The sequence below is a fragment of the Aeromonas sp. MTB genome (assembly GCF_056632455.1).
The window spans coordinates 1,873,155-1,885,728 of record NZ_CP147026.1; the positions used below are offsets into that span (position 1 = coordinate 1,873,155).

Consider the following 12,574-nt stretch of genomic DNA (forward strand, 5'->3'; position numbering starts at 1 on the left):
CGGCAGGGGAGCTGCGCCTCCTCTGCACGACTGCCGAGAGCGGATAATCAAGCGGGCCGGACAGGAGTCCGGCCCATCCCAGTACAGACAAGGACGCCCCATGCACGCCGTACAATTTGACCGGGTCAGTCGCCACTATGGCGAGGTGAAGGCGGTCGACGACATCTCTTTCCAGATCCCCTCCGGGGAATTCTTTACCCTGCTGGGGCCGAGCGGTTCCGGCAAGACCACCTGCCTGCGGATGATCGCGGGCTTTGAGTACCCGAGCGACGGGGAGATCCGCCTGTTTGGCGAACCCTGCTCCACCGTGCCGCCCTACGATCGCAACCTCAATACCGTGTTTCAGGACTATGCCCTGTTTCCCAACATGGATGTGCGCGACAACATCGGCTATGGCCTGATGCTCAAGGGGGTCGCCAAGGCACAGCGTTACCGCAAGGTGGACGAGATGCTGGAGCTGGTGCGACTGCCTGGGGTCGGCAAGCGCCGCCCAAGCCAGCTCTCCGGCGGCCAGCGCCAGCGCATCGCCATCGCCCGGGCGCTTATCAACCAGCCACGCATCCTGCTGCTGGACGAGCCGCTGGGGGCCCTCGATCTCAAGTTGCGCGAGCAGATGCAGCTTGAGCTCAAGGCGTTGCAACGCCAGTTGGGCATCACCTTTATCTTCGTCACCCACGATCAGCAGGAGGCGCTCTCAATGAGCGACCGGATCTGCATCTTCAGTCAGGGCAAGATCGAGCAGATTGCCGCCCCCGATACCATCTACGACGCTCCGGCGACGCCGTTTGTGGCCCGCTTCGTTGGCACCGTCAATCTGTTCGAAGGGGAGCAGGCCAGACGGCTGTGCGGCGACGGCAGCCAGATGATGGTGCGCCCGGAGCGGATCCGGCTCGCTGAGGCGGGCACGCCGGGCTGGTCGGGGGAGATCCGCGAGGTGGAGTATCTGGGTCCCTTCGTCCGTTATCGGGTTGATCTCGGGGAGCAGCTCGAGATCATCGTCAACCACCCCAATGAGGGGCAGGCCCGTCTGGCCCGTGGCAGCAGGGTCAGCCTCAGCTGGCCGGAGCAGGCCATCCATCGCCTGAGCGGCGCCCATCAGGGGGCGCAGCCATGAGTGCCCCTCACAGTGCGAGTCTTGCCATGAACCATCAGCCCGAACCTGCCCGTTTCAGGCCGCTGCGGCGCCTCTCGACCCTGCTCTATGGTCGGCCCGGCCTGCTGCTGGCGATCCTGCTGGGGCCGCCGCTGCTGTGGCTCGGCATCATCTATGTCGGCTCTTTGCTGATGCTGCTTTCCAACTCCCTGTTCGGGCTGGACGAGTTCAGCGGTCAGGTGCGCCACGAGCTGGGGCTGCAAAACTTCGTCGCCCTGCTGCGACCGGAGAATCTGGATGTGATCGGCCGCACCGTCGGCATGTCGCTGCTGGTGACCCTGGCCTGCGCCCTGCTCGGTTTTCCGGTTGCCTACTACATGGCACGCTACACCAGTGGCAAGACCCGGGCGCTGTTCTATGTGGGGATCATGCTGCCGCTCTGGTCCAGCTATCTGGTGCGGGTCTACGCCTGGAAGCTGATTTTGGCCAAGGAGGGGGTAGTAAGCTGGCTGGCGGACAGCATGGGGCTGGAGTGGCTGCTCGATGCCATCCTCTCCCTGCCGGTGATAGGTGGCCCGTCGCTCTCCTTCTCGCGGCTCGGCACCTTTATCGTGTTCGTCTATGTCTGGCTGCCCTTCATGATCCTGCCCATTCAGGCGGCGGTGGAGCGTATACCGCGATCCCTGCTGGAGGCGAGCAGCGATCTGGGGGCGACACCCGCCCAGACCTTTCGCAACCTGATCCTGCCGCTGGCATTGCCCGGTGTGGTGGCGGGCTCCATTTTCACCTTCTCGTTGACCCTCGGTGATTACATCATCCCCGGCATTATCGGCAACTCGACCATGTATATCGGTCAGGTGGTCTACATGCAGCAGGGAACGGCGGGCAACTTGCCCTTTGCCGCCGCCTTCTCGCTGGTGCCGATCCTTATCATCGCCATCTATCTGGCGATTGCGAAACGGTTAGGAGCCTTTGATGCGCTTTGACCCTATCGCTTTGAACCGGCAGCAAGGAGGCCGTCATGTCAGCTAGCTCAGTGATCCGTCAGGGAGAGCGCCCTTCTGGCCTGCTCAGGTACGCCGCCATCGGCGGGCTCTTGTTCCTGCACTTTCCCATTCTGTTTATCTTCCTCTACGCCTTCACCAGCGAGAGCAAGAGTTACCAGTTTCCGCCCCCCGGGCTCACCCTCAAGTGGTTCGAGGTGACCCTCAATCGCCCCGATGTGTGGCGTGCCATCCAGCTGTCGCTGGAGGTAGCTGGGCTGGCGACGCTGGCGGCCATGATCCTCGGCACCTTGGCGGCCGCGGCCATTGCCCGCAGCCGCTTCTTCGGTCAGGAGGTGGTGTCGCTGTTGCTGGTGCTGCCCATCGCGCTGCCCGGTATCGTCACCGGTATCGCGCTGCGCTCGGCCTACGGCTTGATGGAGATCCCGTTCAGCTTCTGGACCATCGTTATCGGCCACGCCACCTTCTGTGTGGTGGTGGTCTACAACAATGCGCTGGCCCGTTTTCGCCGCACCAACCAGAGCCTCATCGAGGCGTCGATGGATCTCGGGGCCGACGGCTTCCAGACCCTGCGCTACGTGATCCTGCCCAATCTGGCCACGGCGCTGCTGGCGGGGGGCATGCTGGCCTTTGCCCTGAGCTTTGACGAAGTGATCGTCACTACCTTCACGGCGGGTCAGCAGACCACGCTGCCCATCTGGATGTATCAGGAGCTGATCCGTCCCCGTGACAGGCCGGTCACCAACGTGGTGGCCCTCATCATAGTGGCCTTCACCACTATCCCTATTTTGCTTGCCTACTACCTCACTCGCGACACCCACGATGTCGCTGGCAGTGGCAAATGATGACTCAACGCGTGCGCAAGGATGCAACCATGAAACTCTCTACCCAACTCTTGATTGATGGCCAGTTTGTGACCGGCGAGGGGCAGGCCGAACCCATTCTCAACCCGGCCAATGGCGAGCAGATCGCCGCCGTACCCGAAGCCTCGTTCGAACAGGTGAACCGGGCGGTGAACGGTGCCCAGCGCGCCTTCGCCCAGTGGAGCCGCACCACCCCGGCAAGCCGCAGCAACCTGCTGCTGCGTCTGGCGGATCTCGTCGAGCGCCACGCCGAGGAGTTTGCGGCGCTCGAATCCCTCAACTGCGGCAAACCCTATCTGGCAGTGCTCAACGACGAGCTGCCCGCGGTAGTGGACTGCTTCCGCTTCTTTGCCGGGGCGGCCCGCTGCCTGCAAGGGCCGCTGGCGGGGGAGTATCTCGAGGGGCACACCAGCATGATCCGCCGCGACCCCATAGGTGTCGTGGGCAGTATCGCCCCCTGGAATTATCCGCTGATGATGGCGGCCTGGAAGATGGCGCCGGTGCTGGCGGCGGGCAATACGGTGGTGCTCAAACCCTCCGAGCAGACCCCGCTCACTGCTTTACGCCTTGCCGAACTGGCCAGCGAGATCTTCCCCCGCGGCGTTATCAACGTCATCTGCGGGCGGGGCGAGAGTGTAGGGGCGCCGCTGGTGGAGCACCCGCTGGTGCGGATGGTGTCGCTCACCGGCGATATCGCCACCGGCCAGAAGATCCTGCAGAGCGCCGCCCGCACCATGAAGCGCACCCACCTTGAGCTAGGAGGCAAGGCGCCGGTCATCATCTTCGACGATGCGGATCTGGAGGCCGTAGTGGCGGGCATTCGCACCTTCGGTTTTTACAATGCAGGGCAAGATTGCACCGCCGCCTGCCGTATCTATGCCCAGGGCAAGATCTACGACAAGTTTGTCGCCGCCATGACCGAGGCGGTGGCCTCCATCAAGGTGGGAAGCCAGTACGAGGAGGGGGTCGAGATGGGGCCGCTTATTTCGGACAGACAGCGCAACCGGGTCGCCAGCTTTGTCGAGCGGGCCCAGAGCAGCGGCCATGTGGAGGTGACGGCGGGGGGCAAGATCCGCCCCGGCAACGGCTTCTTCTTCGAGCCGACCCTGATTGTCGGGGCCCGCCAGGAGGATGAGATCGTACGCCGCGAGGTGTTTGGCCCCGTGGTGTCGGTGACCCGTTTCAACGACGCCGAGCAGGTGGTGCAGTGGGCCAACGACTCGGACTATGGCCTCGCCTCGTCGGTCTGGACCAAGGATCTGAGCCTCGCCAGCAAGGTGGCCAGCCACCTGCAATATGGCTGCACCTGGATCAACACCCACTTCATGCTTACCTCCGAGATGCCCCACGGCGGCATGAAGATGTCGGGCTACGGCAAGGATCTCTCCCTCTATGCGCTGGAGGATTACACGGTGCCGCGCCATATCATGGTCAAGCTGTAGTGGGGATTGGTGAACGGGCTGTCACAATTTATTTACAACTGTTTCAGGCAGCCGGCTCATGGGTCGGCTGCTTTTTTTGTTGCCATTTCGTTACAGTGAAATCGTGATGAAACGGCAAGGCGCCTTGATGTGGCGCCAGAGGATGGAACCGCTATGGCAACCTTCTACACCGCCCACCAGCCGGATGCTGACGGGGTGATCCACTACAGCAACGAAGAGCACGGCACCTGGCAGATCCTGATCGAACGTCAGTTCGCCGCTCTCGATGGCAAGGGGTGTGATGAGTATCTGGCCGGTCTCGACAGGCTTGGGCTGCCCCGTGATCGCATCCCCCAGCTGGCCGAGATCAACGCTGTCTTGCAGCCCGCTACCGGCTGGTCGGTGGCGGCGGTGCCAGCGCTGATTTCGTTCGATCGCTTCTTTGCCCTGCTGGCCAACCGCCAGTTTCCGGTAGCGACCTTTATCCGGCGCCGGGACGAGCTCGACTACCTGCAAGAGCCGGATATCTTTCACGAGATCTTCGGCCACTGCGCCATGCTGACCAATCCGGCCTTTGCCCACTTCACCCACCTATACGGTCAGTTGGGGCAGCAGGCGAGCAAGGAGCAGCGGGTCTTTCTGGCGCGGCTCTACTGGTTCACCGTGGAGTTTGGCCTCTTGGCGACACCTGACGGGCTGCGTATCTACGGTGGCGGCATTCTCTCCTCCATCGGCGAGACCGCCTATGCCCTTTCCGGCAAGCCGCTGCTGCAACCCTTCGATCTACTGACTGTGCTGCGCACCCCCTATCGCATCGACATCATGCAGCCCACCTATTTTGTGCTGCCGAGTCTCGATCATCTCTACCAGCTGACCGGGGAGGAGATCATGGCTGCTCTGGCCGAGGCCAGTCGGCTTGGCCTCTATCCGCCGCGCTTTGAGGTTCCCGCTGGCAAACAGGCGAGCTGACCAAAAGCAAACAACCCTATTTCATTTTCATTAATTTTTCATTAATTCAAGCAGGAGTAACCCATGTCCGAACTGGCCAGCCAGCAGTGTGAAGCGTGCCGCGCCGATGCCCCCAAGGTGAGCGATGAGGAGCTGCGCGAGCTGATGCAGCTTATTCCCGACTGGCAGCCGCTGGTGGAGGAGGGGGCGCTGCAACTGCGGCGGGAATTTACGTTTCGTAACTTCAAGGAGGCGCTGGCTTTTACCAACCGCCTGGGGGAGCTGGCGGAGGCGGAGTTCCACCATCCCGCGATCCTGACCGAGTGGGGCAAGGTGACCGTCAGCTGGTGGACCCACAAGATCGGCGGATTACACCGCAACGACTTCATCATGGCTGCACGCACGGATGAGCTGCTGAAGTGAACGCCACCACTCATCGAGTGAGCGATATGGTGATCGTCAGCTGGTGGATGCATAAGATCGGCGGTTTGCATCGCAACGACTTCATCATGGCGGCGCGCACCGATCAGTTGCTCCGGTAATCGCACCCCACACCAGCGTCATCGGTTGACCCGGGCCTGCCTGCGAAAGCGGGGCGGGCCCGCATTTTTATGGGCTGGCGCTCGCACTGGGGGGATCGAGACTGTATTATCCGCTCATTCATAGAGTTAGCTAGGAAGTGTGTCCCGAATGCGTCTTGAAGTCAGCTGTGAAGACCGCCTGGGCCTGACCCGGGAACTGCTCGACCGCTTGGTGGAGCACAATATCGATCTGCGCGGCATCGAAATCGATACCTCAGGCATCATCTATCTCAACTTTCCCGAGCTGGAGTTCAGTGATTTTCAGCACCTGATGCCGGAGATCCGCCGTATTCCCGGCGTCTACGACGTCAAGACCATCCCCTACATGCCTTCCGAGCGAGAGCACCACGAGATCGAGGCGCTGCTCAAGGCGCTGCCGGATCTGGTCTTCTCCCTCGACAGCAAGGGTAAGGTGACCCAGGCCAACCAGTCGGCCCTCACCACCCTCGGCTTGCCAGTGGAGGAGGTGCGCGGCGTGGCGCTCGGTTCGCTGGTCAAGGGTTTCTCCTTCACCCGCTGGCTGGAGGCGAGCGAGATCAAGCCGCAGACCTGCAAGCTCAGTTTCAATGGCGAAGAGTATCTGGCGGATCTGATGCCGCTGTTCGTGGCAGAAGCCCGCGGCAAGCAGGCGCTGGCCGGTGCCGTGGTGGTGCTCAAATCTGCCCGTCGGGTCGGCCTGCATTTCAGCGCGCTTCATGCGGTGGAAGTGGGGGGCTTCGAGCATCTGCAGGCCGAGAGTCCCAAGATGAAAGAGGTGCTGTCGCAAGCGCGCAAACTGGCGATGCAGGACGCGCCGCTGCTGATCGTCGGCGAGACCGGCACCGGCAAGGAGCTGCTGGCCCGCGCCTGTCACGGGGCCAGCCTGCGCTCCAGCCACCCCTTTATGGCCCTCAACTGCGCCGCCATGCCCGATAACGTGGCCGAGAGCGAGCTGTTTGGTTATGCCCCCGGCGCCTTTGGCAACAACACCGAGGGCAAGCGCGGCGTACTGGAGCTGGCAAGCGGCGGCACCCTGATGCTGGACGAGATTGGCGACATGTCTCCCCATCTGCAGACCAAGTTTTTGCGGGTGCTGCAGGATGGGGTGTTCCGCCGGGTTGGTGACGAGCAGGAGGTGAAGGTCAACGTGCGTTTCATCTGCACCACCCAAAAACAGTTGCTGGATCTGGTGCACGAAGGAACCTTCCGCGAGGATCTCTATTATCGCCTCAACGTGCTCAGTCTGGCGCTGCCCCCCCTGCGCGAGCGCAAGGCAGACATCATGGTGCTGGCCCAGCAGTTTGTCTCCCGCTTTGCCAGCGAGTTGCAGCGACCCCGTCCGCGCTTTACCCGCAACATGGCCGACTACCTGACCGCCTATCGCTGGCCGGGCAACGTGCGTCAGCTGCGCAACTGTCTCTACCGTGCCATGACCCTGCTGGAAGGGGATGAGCTGGGGCCCGAGCAGATCGACCTGCCGGTGGCGGCCGATACCATGCCGCTGATCGACGAGTGGTTTGAGGGGAATCTCGACGATGCGGTGAAGCGCTTCGAGAGCCAGCTGCTGGCCCGGCTCTATCCCGCCTTCCCGTCAACGCGCCAGCTGGCCAAACGCCTGGGCGTGTCGCATACCGCCATCGCCAACAAGCTGCGGGAATACGGCATCAGCAAGAAGTGATTTCCGTCTTGTTGCCTGCCACCAGAGAGCCCGTTACCAGACGGGCTCTCCGTTTTCTTTACACGAACTCCGTAGTTGATGGCGGGGTGAGACTTGTCAGGCCAGTGTCAGCCAACTTACTATCTGGGTTCATGTACCCGAACCGCAATGCCATAGCAGCGGTATTGTCAAGGCGACTACCTCCCGATCATGCTGTTACTCTTTTCCCCCCGTTTAACTGCCCGTCTGGCTCTCCTGTTGGTTGCGTTTGGCCTGCTGTTGCCCCGCGCGCTGGCGGAAACGGCCGCAGAGAGCCGGGCGACGGCGGTCAGGGAGCTGGTGCTCGATATCATGAGTTACACCCGCTGGCCCACCGAGCCTGCGGTGCTGCGCATGTGCGTGGCGGCGCCGACCGAATATGCCGGCGCTCTCTTTACCATCGATCGTCAGGCCAATGGGCGCACCGTGCAGGTCCATCGTTACGAGGCGAGCGATCCGGCCATCAGCGATCACTGCGATGTGCTCTATCTGGGAGTGCTCGACGAGCCGACCCGGATTGCGCTGTTTGCCCGCCTGCAGGGACACCCAGTGCTCAGCATCAGCGAATACAACCACGACTGTTCCACCAGCTCGGTGTTCTGCCTGCAGACCTCGCCGGACAGCGTGCGAGTGCGGTTTAAAGTGAACCTCGATGCCCTGGCCCTGAGCGGCGTGCGGGTGCATCCCGCCGTGCTCAAGCTGGCCCATGCCGACAAGGGGGTTCCATGAGACGACAGGTGAGCGCGGCTCCCCGCCGTCTGACCCTGCGTCAGAGCCTGGGGCGAACCCATCTGGTGGCCGCCATCACAGCCGTCAGCGTGGCAGGACTCTTTTTTACTCTGGTGGCCCTGCTGGTAGTGCGTTTTTACGCCGACCACAATCTGGAGCTAGTAGCCCGCGCCATCAGCTACAGCGCCGAGGCGGCGGTGGTGTTCCACGATGAGGAGGCGGCGAGCGAGGCACTTAGCGGCATCGTTGCCAAGGAAGAGGTGGCCGAAGCCACTATCGTGCTGACCAATGGCCAGCTGCTCGCCAGTTGGGAGCGCCCCAGAAGCAACCCGCTGGTGACGCTCGAAGACTATCTGGCCCAACTGCTGATGCCGGGGCCTGTCAAACTCCCCATGCTGCGGGGTGGCGAGCAGATCGCCACCATCGAGCTGCGCGGCCATGGTGAATATCTGTTGCTGTTTTTGCTCTCGGCGCTGCTGGTGATGGTTGTTTGCCTGATGCTGAGCGCCATGGTGGCTCTCTATGTGGCTGACCGGATGCAGGTCTCCATCACCGCACCGCTGCGCAAACTGGCACTTGTCGCCCACTCGGTACGCCGACAGCGCACCCTGGGGATGCGGGCGCCACCGGCCGATATCGTCGAGATTAACGAGCTGGGGGATGACTTCAACTCCCTGCTGGACGAGCTGCAAGCCTGGCAGGCCCAGCAGGCCCGCGAAAATGCCAGCCTGCTCCATCAGGCGACTCACGATGCCCTCACCGGACTGCCCAATCGCGCCCTGTTTGAAGCGCGGCTCGCGCAGGCCATCTCCCTCGGCGAGCAAGAGGGGTTTGCGCTGCTCTATCTCGACTGCGATCGTTTCAAGCAAATTAATGACACGCTGGGGCACAACGCCGGTGACGATGTGCTGATCGCGCTCTCAAGACGGGTGCAGCATCAGCTGCGTCCGGATGATCTGGTGTTTCGCCTCGGTGGTGACGAGTTTGCGGTGCTGGTTGGTCCACTCCTGCGACAGCATGAGGTGGAAGAGGTGATTGGCCGCATCCAGCAGGCGATGAGCGAACCTGTGGCACTGCGTGACGGTCGTCAGCTGGTAGCCGGGGTGAGTGTCGGCTTTGCCGTCTATCAGGCGGGCATGAGTGCCAGCGTGCTGTGTGATCAGGCAGATGCAGCCATGTATCTGGCGAAACGGGCGCGCCGCAGCGAACAGCAAACCATCGCCTGACTGGCAAGAATAACAACATAAACAAGGAGCAAACCATGAAGATCACCCACCTGTTGAAAGTGACCCTGCTGGGGTTGATGTTGTCGCTGCTGGCCGGTTGCCAGAGCGCGCCCAAAGGGTTGACCCCGGAGCAGATCGCCGTGCTCAAGGAGCAGGGCTTTTATCTGACCGATGAGGGGTGGACGCTGGATCTGGCCAACCGGGTGCTGTTTGCCAACAACGTGGGGGCGCTCAATCCCCAGACTCGCCAATCCGTTGAAAAACTGGGTAAAACACTGCTTGGCGTAGGGTTGGACAAGGCGCGGGTGGATGGCCACACCGATAATACCGGCGAGAGCAGCTACAACCAGCAGCTCTCCCTGAAGCGGGCCCAGTCGGTGGCCGATGTGCTGGTCTCGGTCGGCATGAAGCCAGCCAATCTGGAGATCCATGGCCGTGGCGAGACCATGCCGCTGGCAGATAACAAGACCAGAGAGGGCCGGGCCGCCAACCGCCGGGTCGCCATCGTCATCAGCGATCAATAACCCTTTCATCGTTTCGTTACCCATAAAAAAAGAGCGCCCGATCGGCGCTCTTTTTGATCGTGACAGCTGGGGTCGCGAGGGCATGCGCGGGCAGGGTTACTGCGCGCTATTTTGCCCGTTATTGTCGTGATGGCTGCGCAGGCGGATGTTGATCATCTCCACCACCAGCGAGAAGGCCATGGCGAAGTAGATGTAGCCCTTCGGAATATGCAGGTCCATCCCCTCGGCCATCAGGGCAAACCCCACCAGGGTGAGGAAGGAGAGGGCCAGCATCTTGATGGTGGGGTGGGCATCGACGAAATCACCGATGGATTTGGCGGCAAACATCATGATCAAGACGGCAATCATGATGGCCAGCACCATCACCGGCACGTGATCGGCCATGCCGACCGCGGTGATCACCGAGTCGAGGCTGAACACGATATCGAGGATGGCGATCTGGATCAGGGTGCTGATGAAGCCCGAGGCCGCTTTGCTGACGCTTTCCGGCTCGGCCGCCCCTTCTAGGGTGACGTGGATCTCGTGGGCACTCTTGCCGATGAGGAACAGGCCCCCCAGCAGCAGGATCAGATCGCGGCCGGAGATGGCTTCACCCAGCACGGTGAAGAGCGGATCGGTGAGGCGCATCACCCAGGCCAGCGAGAGCAGCAGCAGGATCCGGGTACCCATGGCGAGCCCCAGACCCAGAATGCGCGCTTTTTGACGCTGCGCCTCCGGCAGGCGACCGACCAGGATGGAGATAAAGATGATGTTGTCGATGCCCAGCACGATCTCGAGCAGGGTAAGGGTGGCGAGTGCGACCCAGGCAGAGGGATCAAGAACCCATTCCAGCATGATTGAACCTTGGTTGAAAATTGGTTGGAAAATTGAAGCAGCGCATTCTAGCAGGGGCGCCACTGCTTGTCCCAGAGGGGGGAAAAGATAAAAATGGTGGCCATCGCAAGGGAGGCAGGCATGTTTCGATTAGGGTTCATCATTAATCCGGTCGCCGGGATTGGCGGCGCAGTGGGGCTCAAGGGCAGTGACGGTGTGGTTGCCGAGGCGCTGGCCCGTGGCGCTGTGCCCAAGGCGCAGGAGCGGGCGCGGCAAGCCTTGTTGCCACTGTGCGAGCTGAGCGTCCCGTTTGAACTGCTGACGGTAGCGGGAGAGATGGGGGAGGCGGTGGCCCGCGAGCTGGGGTTGCCCTGTCGGGTCATCTATCAACCGGCTGGGGAGAGCTCCTCGGCCGATGATACCCGCCACGCCGCCGGGCTGATGCGCGAAGCCGGGGTCGATCTGCTGCTGTTTGCCGGTGGCGATGGCACGGCGCGGGATATCTGCGCCGCGGTGGGGGAGTCCTGCCATGTGCTCGGCATTCCGGCGGGGTGCAAGATCCACTCCGGCGTCTACGGGGTGACCCCCGCCGCCAGCGGGCGGGTGGTGGCGCGGATGATCGCAGGGGAACTGCTCAGCCTGATCGATGCCGAGGTGCGCGACATCGACGAGGAGGCGTTTCGCGCGGGCAAGGTGCGGGCCCGCCACTACGGCCAGCTGAAGGTGCCCGGCGATCTGCGTTACGTACAGGCGGTAAAACAGGGGGGCAAGGAGTCCGAAGAGCTGGTGCTGGCGGATCTCGCCGCCGGTGTGGTGGAGCAGATGGAGCCCGATACCCTCTATCTGATGGGCTCCGGCAGCACGGTGGCAGCCTGTATGGCAGAGCTCGGTCTGGAAAATACTTTGCTCGGTGTGGATCTGGTGGAAAATGGCCGACTTATCGGGCAGGATCTCAGCGCCGCCGAGATCCTGACCCGGATCCGCGGCCGTCGCTGCCGACTGATCATTACCCTGATAGGCGGACAGGGACATCTGTTCGGGCGCGGAAATCAGCAATTGAGTCCTGAGGTGATTCGGTGTGTCGGGCTGGACAATATCCAGGTGCTGGCAACCAAAGCCAAGCTTGCCGCCCTTGCGGGCAGGCCGCTGCTGGTGGACACCGATGATCCCGAATTAAACCGGGCGTTGCGTGGTTATCTGCGAATAACCACGGGATACAAGGATCAGGTCATCTACCCGGTGGCCAACCCGGAATAGGACGCCAAGGACGCTGCTGGCCTGGCGCCAGAGAGCTGCAATCAACCGGATTGCGGTTCCATACCCCCGAATTTTTTGCCGCAAATGAGGCTGCGTTACATGACGATTCACGATTTTGAGCACAAGTTGTTGGGACTGATCGACAGCATGGTTGCTACCGCGACCGACGATGAGCTGTTTGCGGGGGGTTACCTGCGAGGTCATATCTCATTGGCCGTTGCCCGGGCCGAGCTGGAAGGCAAGACCCTGGTGCGGGACGTCAAGAGCTATGTGCTGCGCAGCCTCAACGAGGCGATCTTGCAAGGTGAGCTATCTGAAGAGGATGAAAAACTGGTGCAGGCGATGTGGATTCGTTTGCAACAAGACGCAGAAGCTTGATCGGATACACAATTCAAACTGAAGTTTGAGTTTATCCTTCCCCTGAAGTTAGTGAAAGGTTA

At 61.9% G+C, this 12,574-nt stretch carries 14 protein-coding genes; 13 read left to right on the top strand and 1 reads right to left on the bottom strand.

What is annotated here, in order from left to right; genetic code table 11:
* Positions 1-100: 100 nt before the first annotated feature.
* The 11 genes from WBR25_RS08650 to yfiB all read left to right on the top strand — a co-directional run bounded on the left by WBR25_RS08650 (position 101) and on the right by yfiB (position 10,064).
* Complete coding sequence (locus tag WBR25_RS08650; RefSeq protein WP_429056483.1) at positions 101-1,114, top strand: ABC transporter ATP-binding protein; 1,014 nt, start codon at positions 101-103, stop codon at positions 1,112-1,114.
* Positions 1,111-2,079 carry an ABC transporter permease gene (locus tag WBR25_RS08655; protein ID WP_005346227.1) on the top strand — a complete coding sequence of 323 codons (969 nt, stop codon included), beginning with the start codon at positions 1,111-1,113 and terminating at the stop codon, positions 2,077-2,079. Before WBR25_RS08650 ends, WBR25_RS08655 begins: the two co-directional genes overlap by 4 nt.
* A 35-nt stretch (positions 2,080-2,114) precedes the next feature.
* Positions 2,115-2,942 carry an ABC transporter permease gene (locus WBR25_RS08660; protein WP_429056482.1) on the top strand — a complete coding sequence of 276 codons (828 nt, stop codon included), beginning with the start codon at positions 2,115-2,117 and terminating at the stop codon, positions 2,940-2,942.
* Positions 2,943-2,971: 29 nt separating this feature from the next.
* Positions 2,972-4,402 carry a gamma-aminobutyraldehyde dehydrogenase gene (locus tag WBR25_RS08665; RefSeq protein ID WP_005361166.1) on the top strand — a complete coding sequence of 477 codons (1,431 nt, stop codon included), beginning with the start codon at positions 2,972-2,974 and terminating at the stop codon, positions 4,400-4,402.
* Between the two features lie 153 nt (positions 4,403-4,555).
* Complete coding sequence (gene phhA, locus WBR25_RS08670; RefSeq protein WP_115521826.1) at positions 4,556-5,350, top strand: phenylalanine 4-monooxygenase; 795 nt, start codon at positions 4,556-4,558, stop codon at positions 5,348-5,350.
* 63 nt (positions 5,351-5,413) lie between these two features.
* The gene (locus tag WBR25_RS08675) at positions 5,414-5,752 is read left to right on the top strand and encodes a 4a-hydroxytetrahydrobiopterin dehydratase (protein ID WP_019444917.1); all 339 of its coding nucleotides are present in this window, start codon (positions 5,414-5,416) and stop codon (positions 5,750-5,752) included.
* Entirely contained in the window at positions 5,749-5,871 is a 123-nt protein-coding gene (locus tag WBR25_RS08680) for a 4a-hydroxytetrahydrobiopterin dehydratase (protein ID WP_257496256.1), read from the top strand. Before WBR25_RS08675 ends, WBR25_RS08680 begins: the two co-directional genes overlap by 4 nt.
* A 148-nt stretch (positions 5,872-6,019) precedes the next feature.
* Entirely contained in the window at positions 6,020-7,567 is a 1,548-nt protein-coding gene (gene tyrR / locus WBR25_RS08685; RefSeq protein WP_005333656.1) for a transcriptional regulator TyrR, read from the top strand.
* A 189-nt stretch (positions 7,568-7,756) separates the two neighbouring features.
* Positions 7,757-8,314 (top strand): regulatory sequestration protein YfiR, encoded by a 558-nt coding sequence (yfiR, locus tag WBR25_RS08690; RefSeq protein ID WP_005333646.1) that lies wholly within the window; start codon positions 7,757-7,759, stop codon positions 8,312-8,314.
* Positions 8,311-9,540: a diguanylate cyclase DgcN/YfiN gene (gene dgcN, locus WBR25_RS08695; protein ID WP_429056479.1), complete on the top strand. Its 1,230-nt coding sequence runs from the start codon at positions 8,311-8,313 to the stop codon at positions 9,538-9,540. The genes yfiR and dgcN overlap by 4 nt, the downstream gene beginning before the upstream one ends.
* Positions 9,541-9,575: 35 nt before the next feature.
* Entirely contained in the window at positions 9,576-10,064 is a 489-nt protein-coding gene (gene yfiB / locus WBR25_RS08700) for an outer membrane lipoprotein YfiB (protein ID WP_005333642.1), read from the top strand.
* Between the two features lie 96 nt (positions 10,065-10,160).
* On the opposite strand, the gene WBR25_RS08705 is transcribed toward yfiB, so the two are convergent.
* Entirely contained in the window at positions 10,161-10,898 is a 738-nt protein-coding gene (locus WBR25_RS08705; protein WP_058056946.1) for a TerC family protein, read from the bottom strand.
* A gap of 120 nt (positions 10,899-11,018) precedes the next feature.
* Between WBR25_RS08705 and WBR25_RS08710 the strand changes: the two genes are divergently transcribed.
* Both WBR25_RS08710 and WBR25_RS08715 read left to right on the top strand, forming a co-directional pair.
* The gene (locus WBR25_RS08710) at positions 11,019-12,134 is read left to right on the top strand and encodes an ATP-NAD kinase family protein (RefSeq protein WP_421289951.1); all 1,116 of its coding nucleotides are present in this window, start codon (positions 11,019-11,021) and stop codon (positions 12,132-12,134) included.
* 99 nt (positions 12,135-12,233) lie between these two features.
* Positions 12,234-12,512, top strand: coding sequence for a YfcL family protein (locus tag WBR25_RS08715; RefSeq protein ID WP_139740389.1), 279 nt, complete (start codon positions 12,234-12,236; stop codon positions 12,510-12,512).
* Positions 12,513-12,574 lie beyond the last annotated feature (62 nt).

Coding starts and splice junctions, on each gene's coding strand:
- WBR25_RS08650 (WP_429056483.1), top strand. CDS start 101: ATGCACGCCGTACAATTTGACCGGGTCAGTCGCCACTATGGCGAGGTG.
- WBR25_RS08655 (WP_005346227.1), top strand. CDS start 1,111: ATGAGTGCCCCTCACAGTGCGAGTCTTGCCATGAACCATCAGCCCGAA.
- WBR25_RS08660 (WP_429056482.1), top strand. CDS start 2,115: ATGTCAGCTAGCTCAGTGATCCGTCAGGGAGAGCGCCCTTCTGGCCTG.
- WBR25_RS08665 (WP_005361166.1), top strand. CDS start 2,972: ATGAAACTCTCTACCCAACTCTTGATTGATGGCCAGTTTGTGACCGGC.
- phhA (WP_115521826.1), top strand. CDS start 4,556: ATGGCAACCTTCTACACCGCCCACCAGCCGGATGCTGACGGGGTGATC.
- WBR25_RS08675 (WP_019444917.1), top strand. CDS start 5,414: ATGTCCGAACTGGCCAGCCAGCAGTGTGAAGCGTGCCGCGCCGATGCC.
- tyrR (WP_005333656.1), top strand. CDS start 6,020: ATGCGTCTTGAAGTCAGCTGTGAAGACCGCCTGGGCCTGACCCGGGAA.
- yfiR (WP_005333646.1), top strand. CDS start 7,757: ATGCTGTTACTCTTTTCCCCCCGTTTAACTGCCCGTCTGGCTCTCCTG.
- dgcN (WP_429056479.1), top strand. CDS start 8,311: ATGAGACGACAGGTGAGCGCGGCTCCCCGCCGTCTGACCCTGCGTCAG.
- yfiB (WP_005333642.1), top strand. CDS start 9,576: ATGAAGATCACCCACCTGTTGAAAGTGACCCTGCTGGGGTTGATGTTG.
- WBR25_RS08705 (WP_058056946.1), bottom strand. CDS start 10,898: ATGCTGGAATGGGTTCTTGATCCCTCTGCCTGGGTCGCACTCGCCACC.
- WBR25_RS08710 (WP_421289951.1), top strand. CDS start 11,019: ATGTTTCGATTAGGGTTCATCATTAATCCGGTCGCCGGGATTGGCGGC.
- WBR25_RS08715 (WP_139740389.1), top strand. CDS start 12,234: ATGACGATTCACGATTTTGAGCACAAGTTGTTGGGACTGATCGACAGC.